The 21,838-nt window shown below is 31.8% G+C and carries 15 protein-coding genes; 8 read left to right on the top strand and 7 right to left on the bottom strand.

Going from position 1 to position 21,838, the window contains the following annotated elements; all coding sequences use genetic code 11:
* Window positions 1-107 precede the first annotated feature (107 nt).
* From KPL50_RS16730 to KPL50_RS16710, 5 genes are all read right to left on the bottom strand, one after another.
* On the bottom strand, window positions 108-2,300 hold the full coding sequence (locus tag KPL50_RS16730) for an alpha-galactosidase (protein ID WP_216299687.1): 2,193 nt from the start codon (window positions 2,298-2,300) through the stop codon (window positions 108-110).
* Between the two features lie 36 nt (window positions 2,301-2,336).
* Window positions 2,337-5,366 carry a glycoside hydrolase family 2 TIM barrel-domain containing protein gene (locus tag KPL50_RS16725; protein WP_216299686.1) on the bottom strand — a complete coding sequence of 1,010 codons (3,030 nt, stop codon included), beginning with the start codon at window positions 5,364-5,366 and terminating at the stop codon, window positions 2,337-2,339.
* A gap of 31 nt (window positions 5,367-5,397) precedes the next feature.
* A complete protein-coding gene (locus KPL50_RS16720) occupies window positions 5,398-6,216 on the bottom strand; it encodes a carbohydrate ABC transporter permease (protein WP_216299685.1) in 819 nt (272 codons plus the stop codon).
* Complete coding sequence (locus KPL50_RS16715) at window positions 6,213-7,061, bottom strand: carbohydrate ABC transporter permease (protein WP_253200673.1); 849 nt, start codon at window positions 7,059-7,061, stop codon at window positions 6,213-6,215. The genes KPL50_RS16720 and KPL50_RS16715 overlap by 4 nt, the downstream gene beginning before the upstream one ends.
* 106 nt (window positions 7,062-7,167) lie before the next feature.
* Complete coding sequence (locus KPL50_RS16710) at window positions 7,168-8,472, bottom strand: ABC transporter substrate-binding protein (protein WP_216299683.1); 1,305 nt, start codon at window positions 8,470-8,472, stop codon at window positions 7,168-7,170.
* 307 nt (window positions 8,473-8,779) lie between these two features.
* Here KPL50_RS16710 and KPL50_RS16705 point away from each other — a divergent pair, with 307 nt between their 5' ends.
* The 3 genes from KPL50_RS16705 to KPL50_RS16695 all read left to right on the top strand — a co-directional run bounded on the left by KPL50_RS16705 (window position 8,780) and on the right by KPL50_RS16695 (window position 13,343).
* On the top strand, window positions 8,780-10,345 hold the full coding sequence (locus KPL50_RS16705; protein WP_216299682.1) for a response regulator: 1,566 nt from the start codon (window positions 8,780-8,782) through the stop codon (window positions 10,343-10,345).
* Between the two features lie 3 nt (window positions 10,346-10,348).
* Window positions 10,349-12,124 (top strand): sensor histidine kinase, encoded by a 1,776-nt coding sequence (locus tag KPL50_RS16700; RefSeq protein ID WP_216299681.1) that lies wholly within the window; start codon window positions 10,349-10,351, stop codon window positions 12,122-12,124.
* A gap of 715 nt (window positions 12,125-12,839) precedes the next feature.
* Window positions 12,840-13,343 carry an N-acetyltransferase gene (locus KPL50_RS16695; RefSeq protein WP_216299680.1) on the top strand — a complete coding sequence of 168 codons (504 nt, stop codon included), beginning with the start codon at window positions 12,840-12,842 and terminating at the stop codon, window positions 13,341-13,343.
* Window positions 13,344-13,521: 178 nt separating this feature from the next.
* Here KPL50_RS16695 and KPL50_RS16690 read toward each other — a convergent pair whose 3' ends face one another.
* Entirely contained in the window at window positions 13,522-14,508 is a 987-nt protein-coding gene (locus KPL50_RS16690) for an HD-GYP domain-containing protein (RefSeq protein WP_253200668.1), read from the bottom strand.
* A 441-nt stretch (window positions 14,509-14,949) separates the two neighbouring features.
* On the opposite strand from KPL50_RS16690, the gene KPL50_RS16685 reads away from it, so the two are divergent.
* Window positions 14,950-16,791, top strand: a complete 1,842-nt coding sequence (locus KPL50_RS16685) for a UbiD family decarboxylase (RefSeq protein WP_216299679.1) — start codon at window positions 14,950-14,952, stop codon at window positions 16,789-16,791.
* Between the two features lie 92 nt (window positions 16,792-16,883).
* On the opposite strand, the gene KPL50_RS16680 is transcribed toward KPL50_RS16685, so the two are convergent.
* On the bottom strand, window positions 16,884-18,308 hold the full coding sequence (locus KPL50_RS16680) for a peptidoglycan binding domain-containing protein (protein ID WP_253200667.1): 1,425 nt from the start codon (window positions 18,306-18,308) through the stop codon (window positions 16,884-16,886).
* A gap of 475 nt (window positions 18,309-18,783) precedes the next feature.
* On the opposite strand from KPL50_RS16680, the gene KPL50_RS16675 reads away from it, so the two are divergent.
* From KPL50_RS16675 to KPL50_RS16660, 4 genes are all read left to right on the top strand, one after another.
* Window positions 18,784-19,182, top strand: a complete 399-nt coding sequence (locus KPL50_RS16675; protein ID WP_216299678.1) for a DUF4418 family protein — start codon at window positions 18,784-18,786, stop codon at window positions 19,180-19,182.
* Between the two features lie 84 nt (window positions 19,183-19,266).
* A complete protein-coding gene (locus KPL50_RS16670; protein WP_216299677.1) occupies window positions 19,267-20,403 on the top strand; it encodes an ABC transporter permease in 1,137 nt (378 codons plus the stop codon).
* Window positions 20,403-21,083: an ABC transporter ATP-binding protein gene (locus tag KPL50_RS16665; RefSeq protein WP_216299676.1), complete on the top strand. Its 681-nt coding sequence runs from the start codon at window positions 20,403-20,405 to the stop codon at window positions 21,081-21,083. The genes KPL50_RS16670 and KPL50_RS16665 overlap by 1 nt, the downstream gene beginning before the upstream one ends.
* Window positions 21,084-21,094: 11 nt before the next feature.
* Window positions 21,095-21,817 (top strand): TVP38/TMEM64 family protein, encoded by a 723-nt coding sequence (locus KPL50_RS16660; protein WP_216299675.1) that lies wholly within the window; start codon window positions 21,095-21,097, stop codon window positions 21,815-21,817.
* The last annotated feature ends 21 nt before the right edge of the window (window positions 21,818-21,838 follow it).

The following is a 21,838-nucleotide window of genomic DNA, read 5'->3' as shown; positions in this document are numbered from 1 at the left end:
CGACCGATAGGAAGGGAAAATTGTTACCAAGGAGTAAAAAATATTAATACAGATTGTACCATAAACTTCAAGTTTATGGTACAGCACTAAATGATAAGTATTGAGTATTACCGTATACCGACAATACTCCAAGTGATACTACAATAATCGCCATTCAAATCTGGTATATTAAGTCCTGAATACATGAGCTCGTCCCCACCATAAAAGCCCTCTTTACCTATAATATTGTAATCTATATCGGGATTGAGGCCTCTTAAAGCTAATTTTTGCGTAGGCTCATTTGCCATAGCAAGAACCTTAAAATAGCTAATGAATGCTTCTGATTTATCCTCAGATACAAACATCCAGGCAGTTTCATTCCCAGCGAAGGGGCTAAGTAACCGATACAAATCTCCATGCTGAATTAGTTCTCTTAATTGTTTGTACTTTGAAATCTGATGTTTTACTTGTTCTTTTTCACTATCGGAGAAATTTGTAAGATCTAACTCATAGCCAAAGTTTCCAAACATGGCTACATCTCCTCTCATTTTAAGAGAGGTATTCCTAGCTACTTGGTGATTGGGAACATCAGAAACATGGCAGCCCATAGTGCACACTGGATAAACTACGCTAGTTCCGTACTGGATTTTAAGCCTTTCCACTGCATCTGTATCATCGCTAGTCCAAGTTTGTGGCATGTAGAACAAAATTCCAGGGTCAAAACGTCCGCCGCCACCAGAGCAGCTCTCAAACAATATATTAGGGAAACTTGTTGTTATTGTTTCCATTACACTATAAAGTCCTAAGATATACCTATGGGCTGTTTCTCGCTGCCTTTCAGGTGGCAATAAAGCAGAGCCTATTTCAGTCATATTTCTATTCATATCCCATTTAACATAGCTAACTTTAGCACTTCTTAAAACACTACTTACTGCATCAATAATATAATCACAAACATCACTTCTTGATAAATCAAGAATTAACTGTGTTCTTCCAAGAGACCTAGTTCTATTTGGCACATGAATGCACCAATCAGGATGGAGTCTATACAAATCACTGTCAGGTGATATCATCTCCGGTTCAAACCATAAGCCAAATTGTAGACCAAGATTATTGACGCGATTTGCAAGGTTATCTAAGCCCTTGGGAAGTTTATTTTTATTAACTACCCAATCACCTAAGGAAGTTTTGTCATTATCTCTTTTTCCAAACCATCCATCATCCAATACAAAAAGTTCAATGCCAAGTTCTTTTCCTACCTTAGCAATATCCTCTACTTTCTTTGCATTAAAATCGAAATAAGTGGCCTCCCAATTATTTATTACCACTGGCCTCGTGGCATCTCTAAATTTCCCCCTGCATAATCGTGTTCTGTATAGCTTGTGGTAAGTCCTAGACATCTTACCAATACCCTCTGAGGAATAAACCATAACAACTTCTGGTGTTTGAAAAGTTTCCAAAGGTTCTAGTAGCCATGAAAAACCAAAGGGATTAATTCCCATGGACACCCTAGTAGTACTATATTGGTCAATCTCTGCTTGAGCTAAAAAATTACCACTATAAACTAAACTAAATCCATATACCTCGCCATGTTCCTCAGTAGTATCGCGGCGTAGCAGAGCAATAAAAGGATTTTGCTGATGACCGCTGGCGCCTCTTCTACTCTCAATAGATTTATTCCCAGTATTAAGGGCGATTCTTTCAATATGTCTTTCTCTTCCCCAAGCTCCTGAAAGCTGCATAAATTCATACTTATCTACATTAAAATCCACACTCATGCTCAAAGTACGAAGAAGCTTTAAATTAGTAGTACCATCATTTATAAATCGAACACTTCTAGTAATAGCATCATGTTTATCAAAAACAGTATAAGATAAAAGAACCTTAAGACCAATTAGTGCATCGAGCATTAATATTTCTAATGTCAAAGCTTCAGCTTCATTTTCTACATAAGTTGAGGGGAGGCCTTTTAATACAGGTTTTCCCTTTAAAATCTTATAAGAGTCAAATCTAAGGTCTGTTACCGTTGTTCCGTTTTCAAGTTGTACTTCATAAGCTGGCATGCGATAATCTGTATTACCATAAGCAGGATATTCTTGTGGAAAAGTGTCCAGAGTAAAAACATCGTCTTCATTATCAGGGTTAGGAGAAAAAGAACCTCTTGCTTTTAAAGAAAGAAGTTCGCTGCTGACAGCCTTTCTTAAACGCTTCCCCCAATAAAGATGTGCCAGATACCCATCTTTATGTATCTGCATAATATAGCTTGTATTTTCAGTTTGCAAATGAAAAGATTTTGTAGCTCCATCAAAATTTATATTCACAGAAAAGCCTCCTATCTATTAATTTAATTCTTACCTTCACTTTTCTAAGCATTTCCTCATTATAAATTCAAAATGAATATCCTTTGAGGAATCTATAAGGTATTCCTTGTGTACTGGTGCTCCCCAGCTATCATCCCCACCTATTCCCATCTGCTTTGCGGCAATGGTTACTACTGTATAATTTATGTTTGGGAGTTCATTGTGATGCAATGCATTTTGAAGCTCAAAAGCGGTATATGGAGATACTCCAAGTTCAAAAGGGGAGTTAATAGCTTCAAACTCAATACCAAATCCATTTTTATCTTTTATCTTCGCCCATCTAACGCAAGTACGGTTTCCACTTTCCTGAGGTACAATATAACCTGCAACATTTTCTTTTACAGATTTTTTATGAATTCCTAGTGAAGCTCCATGAAGCCTGTCTATATAATTCTCTTCAGGTCCTAGGCCATACCATTTGAAATTATCATAATCAGAGGATAATTTAAATGCCATTCCGAATATTGGAAGCTCAGGTAGGCCTTTGATTCCTTTATAATCACAAGCTACTTTAATTTCACCATTTGAATATACAGTATAGGACACTTTTACTTCACTTTTCATTGTAGCTAAAAGTGCATATGTATATTCTACAGTAATAGAGAATTCATGTTCAATTACACGAACATCTATGCAGCGTTGGAACATACTGGCTTGAAGCCATTGTCCACACCTATAACCATGACTAGCTCCCTTGTCATTATCCGTCATAGCTCTCCAATAAATAGGCATCGGCGTTCGCGTTATCATTTCTGCGCTTTCATACCTAAGAGATACAATTCCACCTTCTTGTTTTGAAAATAAAACACTAAAATCCTCATTTTTAACCCCAATATTTACATCGCCATAAACAACTTGAGGATTAGTAAACTTTTTAGTAGGGAGGGCGCCCTCTAGTTCAAAAATATATTGATCAAAGGCTACCACATGTCCTGCCTCTGCCCAAATATTACTATTTTTAAGTTTGAAGGAAGTATTCAATATATATTCTCCAAAGGTATTTACCTCGGGGAGATTAAGATTTATATGCATATGCTGGCCAGCGTCAACAATAACTGCAATAAAATCCTTATAAATTTCACTTCCATTAAAAGCTAAGGAATACTCTAAAATGTAATCAGAGGTATCTATAAACAGGTTTTCATTTTTAATTGTTACTCCAGTTCTGTCCCCAATTAATTTTAAATTTGCATAAAGTTTTTTTACCTCCTGTACCTTTGGAGAGGGTTTCCTATCTGCATAAACAATACCATTACCACAGAAATTGTAATCCGTGGGTCTATCATCGAAATCTCCTCCATAAGCCAAAACTTCCTGATCTAATCTATCCTTTTTAATTAGAAACTGATCTATATAGTCCCAAATAAAACCACCTTGGTAAAGCTGAAATTTGCTTTCTAGTTCCACGTATTTAAACATTGCTCCACAAGAATTACCCATGGCATGCATGTATTCACAGCTTATATATGGTTTTTCTGGAGAGTTATTTAAATACTCTTCAATTTCAAAAACCTTAGCATACATTCTGCTCTCCATATCACTAGTATCATTAAAACTCCTATCCTGGAATACACCCTCATAATGAACTAATCTTGAAGGATCTTTCTCTCTAAAATACTCAGACATCTTGTATATATTTTCTCCACCAAAGGATTCATTTCCACAAGACCATATCAAAATTGAGGGATGATTCTTATCCCTTTCTACCATTGAAATTGCTCTATCAAGTATAATGTCTAACCACTGCTTTTTACTACCAGGAATAACCCAATCAGGTTTGATTTTGCCCATCTTTTGCCAAGAACCATGAGTTTCTAAGTTGCATTCATCTATTAAATATATTCCATATTCATCACAAAGCTCATACCAATAGCTTTGATTTGGATAATGGGAGGTTCTCACTGCATTTATATTGTTTTGTTTTAAGAATTTTATATCCCATAGCATATCTTCTTTAGTTATAGCCCTACCACTTCTGGCGTTAAATTCATGACGATTTATTCCCTTAAATATTATGCGCTTACCATTTATGTGCATAACCTTATTTATTATTTCAAAACTTCTAAAGCCAATCTTTTGTGTAGTGACCTCTACAATGATGCCAGAAGCGTCTCGAATGACAGCAGAGAGGGTGTAAAGGTATGGATTCTCAGCACTCCAAAGCTCAACTTTGTTAACATTTAGGGCTAAAAACATGCTATTTTCTGTGGAGGTACCTGTATTTTTTGCTACCACTGCGCAAGCTTTATCCAAGAGCTCTAAATCTATAGTAGAATTAAGGTCGCCCACAATATTTAAATCCAACCTTAAAACTGCATTTTTATAAGACTTATCTAAGTCCGTTTTTACAAATAAGTCTTGAATATGAGTTTTTGGAATAGTATATAAATATACCTCCCTAAAAATTCCTGAAAAACGCCAAAAATCCTGGTCTTCAAGCCAGCTTCCTGTGGATCTTTTATACACCTCTAGGGCCAGCTTATTTTCTCCTTCTTTAATATAGCTACTTAAATCAAACTCAGCTGGTGTAAAGCTATCCTCACTATAGCCTACAAATTCACCATTTAACCAAAGGTAAAATGCGGTTTCCACCCCTTGAAAGGAAATATATACAGGCTTTCCACTAATATTTTCATTAATAGTAAAATACTTTACGTAGCTTCCTACAGGATTATATTCTTCTGATATTTCCGGTGGTAATAAATCGCTATGTCCATCCCAAGGATACATGGTGTTTATATATTGAGGTTTATCATAACCTTGAAGCTGGATATGTGCAGGAACTTGTATATCCTTAAAACAATGGCAATCAAATTCAGGTTTATAAAAATCTTTAATTCTAGAGCTTGGATTTATTGCATAGCTGAATTTCCAATTTCCATTTAAACACTGCCTAAGAGACATTTCTCCAATTGATTCTTCCGTTTTTGTCAAATAATATCTATGATCTGAATGAGCGTTTATTCTGTTAACAGCGAAAACCGATGTATCAGAAAGCCAATCTAAACTTGGAATTCTAGAATTCATAAATTCATCTCCTTACATATTTTTTAACATATCATCCTTTAACAGAACCTAGCATTCCTGCAACGAAATGTTTTTGCATTAAAAAGAAAACTAGTGCCGTTGGAAGTGTAGCTATTACAATTCCAGCCATAATCATTCCATAATCTGGAGAATAAGATGAGCCCATGGTAGAAATAATTAGCGGAACTGTTCTATTTTCTGGACTTTGAAGCGCAATAAGTGGCCACATATAATTATTCCAACTACTCATAAAAGTAATAATTGCAGCTGCTGCATAAGTAGACTTCATTGTAGGTACATAAATTCTTGTGAATATTTGAATTTCATTTAATCCATCGATACGTCCCGCTTCTAAAATCTCCTTTGGGAAGGATTTTGTATTTTGTCTAAAAAAGAATATTAAAAATGCAGTAGATATACTTGGAATTATTACTGCAGCCGCAGTGTCTAGCCCAAAAATACTAAAGCTGCTAAACATCTTAAATAAGGGTATCATCAGCGCTGCAAAGGGAATCATCATAGATAGTAATAGTATATGGAAAATTCTATCCCTAACTTTATTCTTATATATTTCGAACCCATATCCCGAAAGAGAAGCTACTATTAATGCTAAAATTGTTGTAATAATCGCAATTTTAGCCGAATTCCATAGGGCGGTAGAAAAGTTTAAATCAGAATTAAATAAATTCTGCATATTTTTTATTAAATGCATTCCTGGTAATAATGAGCCCCTAGAAACATCTACTGATTCATTTGTCATACTTATAAGCATCCATAGAAATGGAAAAATAGAAATTATAGATAGTAATATCAAAAATATATATTTAAATGAGTTTCTAATCTTATTCATTTATCATCACCTGCCACTTTAAATTGTATTAAGGATAATGCAACTATCATTATTACAATAGTATATGAAACCGCAGCTGCATAACCAAAATTAGGACTATATTTAAAACTTAAATTGTATATATACTGTGATATTGTAGTTGACGCATTTCCAGGACCACCTTTAGTTATATTCATTACTTCATCGAATAATTGCAAGGTACCGGTGGTCGAAATAATAGTAGTAAATAAAATAATTGGTTTTAATAAGGGGACAGTGATATAAAAAAATTGTTTAACTCCAGAAGCTCCATCTATTTTTGCTGCTTCATAAATGCTGGGATCGATATTTTGCAGTCCTGCTAAATAAAATATCATATTATAACCAGTCCAACGCCAAGTTATAGCAATGATTATAGTGATTTTAGCCCAAAAGGGACTTGTAATCCATTCTATGGGCACAGTTATTAAATGTATGTTTAATAGCAATTTATTAATTAACCCGTCATTTGAAAATAAGCTTTTAAATATTACAGAATATGCTACCAAGGAGGTTACACATGGCAAAAATATTGCAGTTCTAAAAAAAGCCTTCCCTTTTAAATTTTTATCATTTAGAAGTACAGATATAAACAATGCCAGTAGAATCATTATGGGAACCTGCACTACTAAATAAATTAGAGTATTAATTACGGATTTTTGAAATATGTTATCAGTAAATAACCTAGAATAATTAGAAAGTCCTACAAATTTCAGATTATTACCCATACCGGATTTTAATGAGGTAATCAATGCTTGTATCATAGGATAAAAAACGAAAGAAATTATAATAACTATGCTAGGCAACGTAAATAACCAACCTACCATATCATATTTTTTATTTAACTTGTTTTTTTTCAACGGCTTAGCCCCCTTTTTATAAGTTAATCCCTTGTCAATCATTGATTAACAAGGGATTATGTTTTAAGATCAGCTATTTAACCACAGCAGATTCTGCTTGCTTTTGTGCATCTTGAAGTGCTTTATCAATACCTACACCACTCTTAACTATAGATTGAACTGTTCCAGTTAATATGTCCTCTATACTATAAGTGTATAATCCATAGTTTACTGAAGGTATCTCTGAGGTCCATTTAGAAAAATCTAGTAATATTTTTTGGCCACCATAAAAATCAACAGATTTTTGATAGTTAGTTGTAGTTGAAGAAGCTTTTAGAGTGCTTGTAAGATTAATTTTTTCGGCTAATGTATTCATAAGGTCTTTATTTGTACCAAAAGTTGTAGCAAGAAAATCTGAAGCAAGTTCTGAACCTTCAACCTTATCTAAAACATACCAACTTGCCCCTCCGATGTTAGAAGCATTTACTGAGGTTTTAACTGCCCCTAATTTTGGTATTGCGGCTACTGCCCATTTTCCACTTTGATCTGCGGCTTTAGTCACTGAACTTGAGATCCAGCATCCTGTTGGAATACTAGCAACATCTCCCTTTTGGAAGGCACCAACAAATTGATCCCAATCAGAAATCTCTTTTACTATTCCTGATTCCATAAGCTGTTTATATATTTTAATGCCTTCCTTTAATGCTATATTTTTTTCTAAATTTACAGTCTTACCATCCTCTTTTACATACCACTCACCACCTGATTGCATCATTATTCTTAATATTCCCAAATCGTTAGGATCTAAGGTGAGCATTGCTTTTCCAGTTTTTGCTTTTACCGCTTTACCAATTTCTATGAATTTTTCCCAAGTTATATTTTCCATGTCTTCTTTTTTATATCCAGCCTTTTCTATTAAATCTGTTCTATAAAATAGTGCAGCTACGCCACTGTCAAAAGGAACTCCATAAAGCTTCCCATTTGAACTATCGGATTTAAGCTTATAATCCATGAAATCCTCTGACTTAATCTTGCTAGACATATCTTTAAAAGCATCAGGATATGAAGTTAAAAAGTTTTGTGATCTGTAATCTTCAATAAGAACTATATTAGGTAAACCTGCCGTTGTATTAGAACTAAGATTTGTATTTAATTTTTGTACAATATCGTTTTGAGCCATTTCTACTACTTGTACTTCTACTCCTTTATGGTCCTTTTCATAAATCGCTTTTGCTTCTTTAGCAGCAACTACATTAAATGTTCCATCCCAAGCCCATATTATAAGTTTTTTGTTTGTGGTATCTGTAGTAACGCTTTTTTTAGTATCCTTTGCACAACCAGCCATACTAAGAGTCATAATTGCAGTTAAAGCAAGAGCTATTAGTTTTTTGGTTTTCATAATTTAAATCCCCCTCTAAATTTGATTTTTTATTTATTAAACGTTTTCAATGATTCATAACTTTAGTTTATATCAAATTTAAAAAATGAAATAGTAATAAATTTATAGAAACTTGTGTTATTTTAATAAAGGATATTTTTATGTAAATATCAAATTTGTACTTTTTTGTGATTCTATAATTACTTTTGTATACATTTACATTGGGCTAGCTTCTAGTATTAATTGAAATTATGTTAATATTACTATATACTGAAATAATACTAATACAACTCAATTATATAAAATAATTTTAAAGGATCTGATACTCTTGAGTGACCTATGTAAAATTTTAATAGTAGATGATGAGTATTTGTTAAGACAAGGCTTAAAACACCTAGTGGATTGGAATAAGGAAGGCTTCGAAATAATAGGGGAAGCTTCTAATGGAATGGAAGCTTTAGATTTTATAGAAAAGCACAAACCTCACATCTTAATTTCAGATATAGTTATGCCTGTTATGGACGGTGTAGATTTAGCAAAGATAGTGAAAACAAAATATCCTGAAATACAAATAGTTATTTTAAGCGGTTATAGTGATTTTAATTATGTTAAAGACACCTTCAAACTAGGTGTAAATGATTATGTTCTGAAGCCGAAATTAAATCCTCAAGAGCTTATTTTGCTTTTAAAAAACACTGCTAGTAATATACCTAATTATATTATGCCTACTTCTGAGAATAGAAGCAACTTAAATATTAACAATATTTTAACTAAATTAACTTCTGGCTTTTATCCCGATTTCAATGAAAAAATACTGGAGGATACATTTCCTCTTGATTCTTTTTTTCTTATAGGGGATAATATCAAGAAAATAAATAACATTAATTCCATGAGTTTGTTATCTCTAAGATCTATTTTATCAAAAGCTGCAAATAAATGTCTAAAGGACGTAATATATTACGAAGTGGAAGCAGAAAGTAATTTATTTACACTTATAATAAATTTAAAAGTCAAAAATTATTCTGTGGTTTTGGAGAAAATAAACCTCATGCTCTTAGAAATTTCAAAGGATATTCCAGAGATATTTTTTGTGGTAAGTAAGCTTTTTAATTCCTTATATAAATTAGAAGATATTTATATAAATAATTTCAAACCCCTACTTGGATATAAGTTTTACTTTAAAGGTAAAAATCTTATTACTTATGAGCAATTACCTAAAAATAGTTCGAAAGAAAAATTCGACTTTAAGTATTATTCTGACCAGATATATATACTTAATATAAATAAGGCTTTAAATTATTTAAAGGAGTACATCTGCCAGTCTATAGTCAGTTGTAGCATTAATGAATTCGAATTAAAAACACTTTTTGAAAATGCACTATATAATATTATTAATATTTTAGATGAGCTTAATTTCAATATGGAGGAAATGAATAATTCGAAGTTAGAATATTTTCAAAGAATAGATGAAACTAAATCTTCAGATGAATTATTAAATTTGCTTGATATCATAACAAAAGAGACAAGCTACTTATTAAATAATGAGGAAAGTAAACTAAATGATCATATGGTAAATAAAATTATGGAATACATCTCAAATCATTACGATGAACAATTGTCACTTAAACAAGTGGCGAATAAATTTCATTTTAATTACTACTATTTATCTTCATATTTTAGCTCTCATAATGCGGAGGGGTTTAGTGAGTATCTTAATAAAGTCCGCCTTGAAAAAGCTGTTGAACTTTTGGGGAATGAAAAAATTCCAGTTTCAGAAGTCAGTTTTATGGTGGGATATTCAGACCATAGTTATTTTTGTAAGGTATTTAAAAAGATTAAAAAGCTTACTCCAAGTAAATTCAGAAGAAATATTTTAGATGGCAAAAGAGGTTGACCTATGACTAAATTTATAAATAAATTAAAAAATAATAGCTTATTTTATAAGCTAACACTGATTATGTTAATTAGCAGTATTACTATTTCTGTTATAACTGCAGTTACAATAATGAATATTTCTAAGAAAATATTCATTAATAATTTTAGTATCACAAACACTAAGATACTAAATCAAATAGGAGCGAGTTCGTCAGATTTAAATGATAAAATTATAAGTCTTATGAATACTGTGAACAATAGTTGGGCTTTTAGACGATATCTTAGCGCATATAACACTAGTATAATAGAACAATCCAATATTATATATAATCTTAAGCAGCATTTAAAAATTGATGATGCTAATTTGGATTCGAAAGACATTGATTTTTTATTAATTGGCGTTAATAATTCCACGTTTATAAGAAGCACTGCACTATTAACCACTCCTGTAATGGATATAAAAGAAAATCAAATAACAAAAAACTCCCTTAGAAACCCAGATAAATTACTATATCAATATAGTAACTCAGGATTTAATAGCTTGACTCAGCATAAAAATGTTATTATCGCTACGAAGGTATTGCAGGATCAAAGAACAAAGCAGCAATTTGGCATGATTTATATAAGTATAAATGAAAATACATTTAAAAAGCTTTATTCAAATTTTACAACTAAGAGCAATGATGTTGCAATAATATCTTCCGACGGCACTATTGTTTCTTCAAATAAAGGAAGTATTATCGGTTCTAAAGATATAAATTTGCTTAATATAGCAAAAAAAATAAATAGTGATAATCTTAAATTTAAAAATATAAAAATGGACAATAAAAATTATACGGTAATAGCTGAATACATGCCCATTTACGATTTCTATTTAGTGAATCTTGTAGATACAAAACTAGCTTTAGTAGATATGTATAATATAAAAGAAATAGTTCTGATTTGTGGGATAATAATAGCTATTTCAGTTTTAATACTATTTGTAATTACAAGAAAAACTACAAAGCCCTTAAGAGTTTTAGTAAAAGAAATGTCTAAAATAACTGAAGGAAACTTTAATAATCATATAAATCTAGGAGGAAGTTCTGAAATAAAAAAACTAAGCAGCTCCTTTAACTATATGTTAGATGATATAAATAATTATATTGAAAAGTTACTTATGTCACAAAAGCAGCAAAGGAAATTAGAACTTGCTGCGCTGCAAATGCAAATTAACCCGCATTTTATCTATAACACCCTAGCTTCTATTAAATTACTGGTTCTAAAGGAAGATAAAGAAAAGGCAAGCGAAACCATAAATTCCTTCATATCACTTTTACAAAATACCATTAGCGAAACCAGTGAAACCATTACGGTAGAGCAAGAAATAGAAAATTTAAAAAACTATGTATTTATAAATGAGACTAGATGCGGGGATAGTATAAAGGTTGATTTTCACGTATTTGAGCAGTGTGAGAATTATAGGCTACCAAAGCTAGTACTTCAGCCTTTTATTGAAAATGCTCTCTTCCATGCATTTCCAGGAAATGCGGAAGGTCGTATACACGTATTTGTATCCGCCAAAAACAATAAATTACTCTGCGAAATAATAGATAATGGAACAGGCATGGAAGAATCTCAACTACAAAATCTATATGCTACTCCTACTTCAAAGCATAAACATTTTACGGGTATTGGAATAAAAAATGTGGACAATAGGATCAAGCTTCTTTATGGAACTGATTATGGGGTAACTATAACTAGTAAGGTAGATGTGGGGACTACAATTAATGTTTATTTGCCCTTGATGGATAAATAAACCATGGGGATTATATTGAAGGAAAGGTATATGCAATTGGTGGTGGAGTGTCTAATGCTAGAGAAAAAATTCTAGTTCCTATAAAAAAGAAAAGGTAGAAAGATTGACCCCAGTTTCATGTAAGCTAGAAATTTAGGTAACTGGTACTTATTAGAAGGTACCAGTTACTTGGGGAAAATAGTAGATCATAGTACTTACTTAACGATGTGAAGATAACTTTTTGAGTCCTTACCTCCTACTAACTTATTAATTCTTCTGGAATATATTAGTTTATAAAGTATATGTTTTAAAAATAAGTAGGGAATGCAATATGAAATTAAATACAGTATGAAGTCAACCCATTGATAAGGAAATCCTATGATTTTTATTAGTGTGCCACCAAAGAAAAACCAAATTATAAATACAAATGCACTAATAATTCTGAAATTTTTTAATTCTGCCATATCAACTTTGATATGTTCTTGTCTGTTACTCATTTTTGTATCCTACCTGATTTTTATTAGAAATGATCATAATATCGACCTCCGTTACAAATTTTACCATTTGAATTCTAAAATAGTGATTATTAGTAATTCTATAAAAATTAGCAAAAACCTCTTTGTTAATTTTAAATATAGAGGTCATAAGGATATTCATATGTTTCTAATAATATAGTATAATACAAGCATGATTAAGGTTTATATATAATTATTTGTTTAAGGAGAAGTGAGTACATATGATAGCTTTAAGAGATATAGATAAAGATAATTGGGTCAAATGTGTTATGTTAAATCCAGATAAAAATGAACAAGTATCAGTTGTTACTAAGTTTGTTGATTCCGTGGCGTATTCTATGGTATGGGCACAAATGGAAGAGGGGATAATAACAAAAGCTATTTGTAATGATGAAGAAATTATAGGGTTTACTATGTATGGACGGTGTGAGGAAGTACAGGGCATTAAGATATATAGTATATTAATTGATTCAAAACATCAACGGATGGGATATGGAAGAAAAGTATTAAACTTAATTTTAGATGAAATTAATAAAATGGGTTCTGTTAAAAAAGTATATTTAACTTTTAATCCAGAAAATATAAAGGGTAAAGCTTTATATGAAAGTATTGGGTTTGAAAATACAGGACTTAGAGTTAGATTGCCAGCGGAAGTTATAAAAGAGATATATGGAGAAAATTACAAAGTAGAAAATGATGAATTTTTATATTGTCTAAAATTATAATAATATTTTAAAAAAATATAAACATTAATAAAAGGAGAAGCTTTAAACTTATCAAATGCCATACGCAAATTAAAATACAAGGCCAAGTATAAGGTTCTACTGGGCCTTCTTTCGGAAATTTTATAACATACTTACAATGTTGAAATTGTTTTCTTTAGACAAATCGATATACTCAGAATTAATGCAAACAATTGGCGTAGTAATAGCTTGTGGTGGTACATAGACAATTTCTCCAGTTTGACCATTGCTCAATAAGACAAGTGCCTACATAACAAGCAGCTATATTGGATAAAAAAGTATTTGCTATATGCATATCAAAGTTATTTATAACTTTACTTTGAATAATTTGAAAGGCTTGAAAGGGATTTACTCTTTTTCTGTAAGTCCTTTCTGAAGTTATTGAATCATAAAAGTTTGTAATAGCTATAATTTTGGAACATATGCTCATTTCTGACCCAGCTATGCCACTTGGATAACCTGATTTATTTTCTCTTTCATGATGCATTAACACAGCTTCCTTACTTTTCATTGAAAGACCATCTATATTTTTTATGATTTCAAAGCTATATATAGGATGTTTTTTCATCGCTTCAAATTCCTCAATTTCTAATTTTCCCTTTTTATTTAGAATGGAATTGGATATCTTTGTTTTCCCAACATCATGAAGCAATGCCGCCTGTATAAGATCTATTATTTTACTTTCAGGTAACAGCAACCATTTACCTAATAACATTGCATATAATGACACATTTATACTATGAGTAAAAGTATCCTCATCAACAGATTTTAATTCGTTTAGACACTGAACAACATGGTATTCATTGTTTATAGGTTCATATATTGAATTAGATATTAGGTTTATTTTTTCAATGCTTACATTAGTGCCTCTAGTTAAATTATTTAATATTCCCTTAATCGCTAATACATTTTTTTTATAGCTTTGCTTTAATTGCTTTAAACCATTGTCTTTAAATTTAATAGAGTCTCCTTTACCAAATCCATAAATCCAAACATAATCTGTTTTAAATGCAATTAGTTTATTTTTAATATAACTATTTATTGTAGTATTTTCTACAACAATGGTTGTACCATACTTGCTTACGACCTTTTGTGCGATTACTTCTCCAACCTCGCAATCTAAAATAGCTATACATCTTTTTTCCATTTTAATCTCTCCCCAATTATATAATATTAATAACAAAAAATAGGATGAAGAATATTTGCCATTAATTTATTCAATGTAATTATACTATAATCCTTTTTTTGATAAAAACCTACAAAAATTTATAAAAGGGTGACTTGGAATTGGATTATAATGAGATTTACAATTTAATGTGGAATTAGTGTTAGATAAACATTAAAGGCAAAACAAAGCTATAATAACAAAGTTTATAGTATAATATAAAGGCATGAAAGAATTGCCTAATATTATATTGTTCTGATATTTATAATATTAAAAAACTAAAATAGATGTTAAGTATTAAGCATAGGAGAGATATTATGATATTAAGTGTGAGTTGAAGAACAGATACCAGCATTTTATAGCAAGTGTTTATGAATAGAATATGCATGATTAAACTTTACTAAAGGAATGAGGCTTGAAAGAATGTATCATAGTTTAGAAGAATGTATTCTTGATTTAGAAAAAGCAGGTCAATTAGTTAGGGTTCATGAAGAAGTGGATCCGAACCTTGAGATGGCAGCTATACATATGAGAGTTAACGCAGCTGGGGGCCCTGCAATCTTATTTGAAAATGTTAAAGGCTCGAAATTTCCAGCGGTATCAAATTTATTCGGTACTCTTGCGAGAAGTAAGTTTATCTTTAGGAATACCTTTGAGGCAACCAAGGAAGTGATTGCAGTACGCAATAATCCAATGAGTGTACTTAAAAATCCATTTAAGCACTTAAGTACAGGATGGGCAGCTTCAAAGGCACTCCCTTTAAAAAAATCCATTAATAAATTAGATGGATTCAAGGAAATACAAATTTCTGACCTTCCACTTATTCACCATTGGCCAGAGGATGGAGGGGCATTTATAACTTTGCCTCAAGTCTATACAGAGGATCCAGAAAAGCCTGGTATTATGAATAGCAATTTAGGAATGTACCGCGTTCAGCTTAGTGGCAACGATTATAAAATGAATAAAGAAGTAGGCTTGCATTATCAAATTCAACGAGGAATCGGCATTCATCAAGAAAGAGCAAATAAGCGTGGGGTCACGCTTAAAGTGAGCATTTTTATTGGAGGTCCTCCTGCTCATACGCTAGCCGCTATCATGCCATTACCTGAGGGACTAAGTGAAATGACCTTTGCAGGACTTCTTTCAGGACGTAATTTCCGTTACTCTTATGTTGATGGTTATTGTATTAGTCTTGATGCTGATTTTGTCATTACTGGTGAAATTCATCCAGGCGAAACGAAACCTGAGGGCCCTTTTGGTGATCACATTGGATATTATAGTCTTATTCATGAGTTTCCATTAATGAGGGTGCATAAAGTATACGCGAAGTCCAATGGGATTTGGCCATTTACAGTTGTTGGCCGTCCTCCTCAAGAGGATACCTCTTTCGGTGATCTTATCCATGAGTTAACTGGTAATGCGGTAAAAAATGAAATTCCTGGTGTGAAGGAAGTCCATGCAATAGACGCAGCGGGAGTTCATCCATTACTATTTGCCATCGGAAGTGAACGATATACACCTTACCAAAAAATCAAACAACCTGCTGAAATTCTCACCATTGCCAACCGGATTTTAGGAACAGGACAACTTAGTTTAGCTAAATATTTATTTATTACGGCGGAAGAGAGTGAGTCATTAGATACCCATAAAGAGATAGAATTCTTAACATATATACTTGAACGAATCGATCTTCATCGTGACATTCATTTTCAAACAAATACAACCATCGATACTCTTGATTATTCGGGGACGGGTCTTAATACAGGTAGTAAAGTGGTAATTGCTGCCTGCGGAGATCAGAGAAGAAAATTGTGTAGTGACGTGCCGAAGCAGTTAGTGGATTTACAAGATTTTAAAAATCCAAGGCTTGTAATGCCAGGCATCGTCGCCATAGAAGGACCTGAATTTTTAAGTTATCATGAGGCGCAAAAGCAATTAGACGCGTTTTGCGGGTCACTTAAAGCAAGAGGTGATATGCCAACTTGCCCAATGATTATCCTATGCGATGACAGTTCATTTATGAGCTGCTCTATACAAAATTTTATATGGGCTACATTTACGAGAAGTAACCCTTCACATGATATTTATGGAGTTAATAGCTATTATGAAAACAAGCACTGGGCCTGTGATAATATGATTATTGATGCTCGTACTAAACCACACCATGCGCCACCATTAATTCCTGATCCATTGGTTGAAAAGAATATCCAGCGTTTCTTTGAAAAGGGAGGGAGCTTAAGCAAAGTTAAAAATGAAATAATTTAAGGTTGAATTATAATGAAAAAAAGTAACTATTTAAAATAGTTACTTTTTCTTAATTGATGGGAAACGCTACTGTATTTCACTTTTATAAAGGATCACTGCAAATAACAAATAACTGGAGTACCAGTCTCAATATTATCAAATATCGTTTGTGCTAAATTAGGTGGTGAATTTATACAACCATGAGAGCCATTTGTCAAATATATATTTCCACCAAAGGCATTCCTCCAAATTGCATCATGTATACCAATTCCACCATTAAATGGCATAAAAACATTAACAGGCACACTGTAATTTTCTCCCTTTAATACGTAATTTTTTTCTTTAAATTGTAGTCTATAAACACCTGTAGGTGTTGAATATTTTTTACTTACATCACCAGAAACGAAATCACCTTCTATAACAAGAGAACCGTTTTTATAAAACCATAAATGCTGTTTTGTTATATTAATTTCCACATAGGTATTCCCGATATCATTAATACCGTGATATATAGCTGTTTGGATATAGCGTGGTTCCTTTGCTATGGTTTGTCCACCTTTTATAGCTACAATTAAATCTTTAACTTCCCCTTTACGGTCAACCAACCATCCATAATTACCACCACTGACTTTTATCGTTGTACCCAGAGATGTAAGAAATTCTCTTTCCTTTCCAAATGTTTCATAATTACTGTCTAGTTTATTTAGATAATCCTTCATTTCAGTTTCATCAAATAAAATTTCAAGGTTATCGTTAACGCTAATCCATTTATGTATTATAGAAGCATCTAAAACTTCATTGCCACCATTAAAGGTGTAAGTAATTTTTGAAGCTAAATATTTATTTAGCAAAGATTTAGTGTCAATAATTTCTTTGGAACTTGAAGTATACTTGGGATTTACGTAGTTATTTGACCTCTCCAAATTTACTGTTGTTTCTCCTTTGAGAATTGCATTTACTATAGTTGAATACAAGGTCTTGCTATTTACTTTATTACCCATAACTTCATTTACAACCACATAGCCCTTATCTAAATATTTAAAGCTAGCATTTTGAGGTTTAATTCCACTCTTGCTATCAAAACAAGCGAGATTATCAAAACGTTCTTTTAAGAGTTTTTCATCATAGGTCACCATACCATATATTTCAGTAGGTTTTTGATTGAAAAGCCCATGAATCCACATAAAAGAATTTTGACTGTCTTTTAAAAATTGAATTTTATCCACTGCATTATATTTAAGGCCAATGTCATCAGCCTTGATTTGTTCTTTAACACCGTTTCGTTCTTGAAGTTCCAGTGTATATGTTTCGCTTTTTAATAATATTTCTTTATTTAATTCCTCTACTGTTTTACCAGAAGCATTAATGCCATTAATTACAGAACCAAAGTAAAAATGAGTGCTATAAAATGCTGATATACCCAAATATAAAACAAGGATAATAAAAATAGAAATTATACTAATTTTCATAGGTTTGTTGAGTTTTGTTGTTTTTAATTCTATCAAAAATTTATTGCGATTAATCGGTTGTATTTGCATGAGACACCTCTTTTAATAAATTCTATCAATAAACTTATTCATTTTATTTTTACGTTCTTGTGTTATTTCAGCATCAGCGTCCTTTTTAGCTTATTGGGTTAACTATTTTATTGTTTTGTTCATAACAAAATGTGAATTTTTTATTAACTCAGTATTAATATAGCATATATATTAATAATAAATCAATCTAAAAAGACAATAAAGTACAGATATAAAATATAAATAAAACTCCTCGGAAATGTTGGCGGATAACAATGTTAGGATATAAGATCTAATCCTTTATTCCTGGTTTTTTGATGAGAGCCTCATTTAAGGCATTATAAGTTCCACCAAAACTATATATGAAAACGATTATTAATTTTATCTATAGATACAGCTATAAACATAGGGAATATCTATTGGACAACTATAAATATCATTGATAATATATTTGTGCATTAATATTTAATAAATATGGAAGTACAAAGGAGCAGAAATGAAAAAGAGTGCAATATATGGCGTTTATTTTATTATTGGAGCGTTACTTGCGATAGGACCCCATACATTATTTGCAGTTTGTCCTAAAGGGGAAACTATTATGAAATGCTGGTGGTCAGCACAGGCAGAAATTTCAATTGGTATTATGCTTATAGTAGCTGGAATTGCTATACTAGCTTTTAAATCAGAGGAAATTCAGTTTGGTATTTGTATCATGACCACTGCTTTAGGAGTTGTGGCTATTTTAATTCCAAGTGTTCTTATTGGTGGTTGTATGAAAAAAACAATGATGTGTCAAAGCATAAGTTTTCCATGGATTTATATTATTGGAGGGCTTACGACAGTTGTTTCCATTTTTAATTGTATATCCTTATCAAAACGAATGAAGAGGAATTAAAATAAAATGAAAACACACAAGGGATTAAATATTTTGTCCATCTCCCTGCAGAATATAAAACATAGAGCCTTTCGTAATGGGTTTATGATATTTTTTGTATTTTTGCAGACTTTTGCATTGTTTTTTACCACTATGTTAATGGTGAATATGGAAAGAGGAATTATAAATACAACCGATAGAATGGGAGCTGAGGTCATTGTTGTTCCAGATAAGAATTCGGAAGAGCTACAGGATTCATTATTTATGGGAAAACCTTGCACAATATATTTTCAGCGTCAGTGGCTAAACAAATTACAAGGAGTAAAAGGGGTAAATAAAATTTCACCACAGCTGTATTTAGCTACATTGGAAGCAGCCTGTTGCGATACGGCAGTACAATTAATTGCTATTGATCCAGAAACTGATTTTGTTATAGAGCCCTGGTTAAAAACTCAAGGAGACCTAGAATTAAAAAAAGGACAGGTTGTAGTTGGTCATGAGGTTACTGCGAAAGTAGGGGAAAAAGTTACTTTTTATAATACAGAATTTCAGGTTGTAGCTAAGCTTTCAAAAACTGCAATGGGATATGATAATTCTGTATTTATGAGCTTCGATACTGTCTTTGAGCTTACAAATTCTAAGAGTGCCAATGATAACTTAAAATTAGATAATAGTAAAAATCTAATATCTATGATAGCCATAGACGCAGATGAAGGGTATTCTCCTGATAAATTAGCTGTTGAAATTCAACATTTATATGATGGTGATGATATTGCAGTATATACAGCAAATAGCCTTTTTAGTGGAATAGCTACAGAACTTAAAAAGTTTACATCTTATAGTGGCGTACTAATTGTAATATTATTTATAGCTACGGCTATGGCCTTAATCAGTATTTTTACTATTACTATTAATGAAAGAAAACGAGAATTTGGAATTCTATATACATTAGGTGCCAATGGTAGACAAATTTTTTCTATGATAATAATTGAAGCAATGATTATTAGTGTCATTGGAGGAGTCCTCGGGGTTTTGGTATCAGAAGGATTACTATTATTATTTAGAAATTTCATTGGTATGAGTTTTGGAATTCCATATTTCGAAATGACCTTTTCAGAGGTATTATTGGTATCTAGTAAATGCATGCTGGTATCTGTGCTAACAGGTTTTGTAGCATCTTTTTATTCTGCCTATAAAATAAGTAAAGAAGAGCCTTATGTGCTCATAAGGGAGAATGAATAATGATTTTAGAAATAAAAAACCTAAATAAGGAATATAAAAGAAAAAATGAAATATTCTTAGCGGTAAAGGATGTGAATTTTTCAATTTCAGAGGGGGAGTTTGCATGTATAGTGGGTCCCTCTGGTTGTGGAAAAAGCACTTTGCTTAATATGGTAGCTGGGCTACTTACACCTACATCAGGGAAGATTTTCATTGCTGGAAGTGATATTTTGGAAAAAAGTAAAAATGAATTAGCCCTTCTAAGAAATGAAACAATAGGATATGTATTGCAGGGACAAAATTTATTATCGAACTTTACAATTCTAGATAATATATGTATGCCTGCATATTTATCACCTAGAAAAAAAACAGTTAAAGCTAGGGCAATGGAGCTATTAGAGGAGGTGGGACTGAAAGGAATGGAAGAGGAATATCCGGCCAGGCTTTCAGGAGGTGAATTAAGAAGAGTTTCGATTATACGAGGATTAATAAATAATCCCAAAATACTTATAGCAGACGAACCTACAAGTAATTTAGATCCTGAAAACTCAAAAATGGTTATGAAATTCTTTAAAGAAATTAATTCTAAAGGAACAACAATTTTTATAAGTACACATAATATTGGATTTTTAGATTACACACAAAAAACCTATGAAATGGAAAAAGGAATTTTAAAACAGAAGATTATAATATTAAATTAAGGGGGAAGAAAATGGAAAACACACCTAATAAGAAAAAGGGTTTGATTAGTAAGATTATAATAATCCTACTACTTCTAGTTTTAGTTTTAAGTTATTTATTTGTCCCAGCTATAAAGGAATCGTTTAATACTATCTTTAAAATGTTTGCAAGTGGAGATTTTACGCTTGTTAGTGCATTTGTAGCCTCCTATGGAGCTTATGCGGCAGTTATTTCTTTCTTATTAATGATATTCCAATCTATAGCTGCACCACTACCGGCTTTCTTAATTACCTTTGCTAATGCAAACCTATTTGGTTGGTGGCAAGGAGCACTTCTTTCATGGACTAGTGCCATGGCAGGAGCAGTAGTTTGTTTTTATATCGCTAGGATTTTAGGGCGAGATGTTGTAATCAAATTAACAAGCAAAACAGGGCTGGAACAAATTGATAAATTTTTTATGAAGCATGGTAAAATAAGTATCTTGATTGCCAGATTATTACCCTTTATTTCTTTTGACATTGTAAGTTATGCAGCAGGATTAACTTCTATGTCATTTGGTTCATTCTTTATTGCAACAGGTATAGGTCAATTACCTGCAACAATTATTTACTCCTATGTAGGAAGTATGTTAACTGGAGGAGCAAAATTATTTGTAACAGGCTTATTATGTTTATTTGCACTATCAGCGTTAGTTATATTGTTTAGGCAAATTTATGTAGAAAAGCAAAAGAAAAAATTAAGTGAAAATAGATAATCTGTTTTACAGATGTTTATA

This window comes from Clostridium sp. CF012 (assembly GCF_018861755.1).
Lineage (GTDB): Bacteria > Bacillota > Clostridia > Clostridiales > Clostridiaceae > Clostridium_AD.
Note: the sequence above shows the minus strand (reverse complement) of the source record. Positions and strands in the feature narration are given on the sequence as shown.

What these genes read in the sequence shown, in the direction of transcription:
- KPL50_RS16725 (WP_216299686.1), bottom strand. Translation starts at nt 5,366, where the DNA reads ATGAATTCTAGAATTCCAAGTTTAGATTGGCTTTCTGATACATCGGTT.
- KPL50_RS16720 (WP_216299685.1), bottom strand. Translation starts at nt 6,216, where the DNA reads ATGAATAAGATTAGAAACTCATTTAAATATATATTTTTGATATTACTA.
- KPL50_RS16715 (WP_253200673.1), bottom strand. Translation starts at nt 7,061, where the DNA reads ATGGTAGGTTGGTTATTTACGTTGCCTAGCATAGTTATTATAATTTCT.
- KPL50_RS16710 (WP_216299683.1), bottom strand. Translation starts at nt 8,472, where the DNA reads ATGAAAACCAAAAAACTAATAGCTCTTGCTTTAACTGCAATTATGACT.
- KPL50_RS16700 (WP_216299681.1), top strand. Translation starts at nt 10,349, where the DNA reads ATGACTAAATTTATAAATAAATTAAAAAATAATAGCTTATTTTATAAG.
- KPL50_RS16695 (WP_216299680.1), top strand. Translation starts at nt 12,840, where the DNA reads ATGATAGCTTTAAGAGATATAGATAAAGATAATTGGGTCAAATGTGTT.
- KPL50_RS16690 (WP_253200668.1), bottom strand. Translation starts at nt 14,508, where the DNA reads ATGGAAAAAAGATGTATAGCTATTTTAGATTGCGAGGTTGGAGAAGTA.
- KPL50_RS16685 (WP_216299679.1), top strand. Translation starts at nt 14,950, where the DNA reads ATGTATCATAGTTTAGAAGAATGTATTCTTGATTTAGAAAAAGCAGGT.
- KPL50_RS16680 (WP_253200667.1), bottom strand. Translation starts at nt 18,308, where the DNA reads ATGCAAATACAACCGATTAATCGCAATAAATTTTTGATAGAATTAAAA.
- KPL50_RS16675 (WP_216299678.1), top strand. Translation starts at nt 18,784, where the DNA reads ATGAAAAAGAGTGCAATATATGGCGTTTATTTTATTATTGGAGCGTTA.
- KPL50_RS16670 (WP_216299677.1), top strand. Translation starts at nt 19,267, where the DNA reads ATGATATTTTTTGTATTTTTGCAGACTTTTGCATTGTTTTTTACCACT.
- KPL50_RS16665 (WP_216299676.1), top strand. Translation starts at nt 20,403, where the DNA reads ATGATTTTAGAAATAAAAAACCTAAATAAGGAATATAAAAGAAAAAAT.
- KPL50_RS16660 (WP_216299675.1), top strand. Translation starts at nt 21,095, where the DNA reads ATGGAAAACACACCTAATAAGAAAAAGGGTTTGATTAGTAAGATTATA.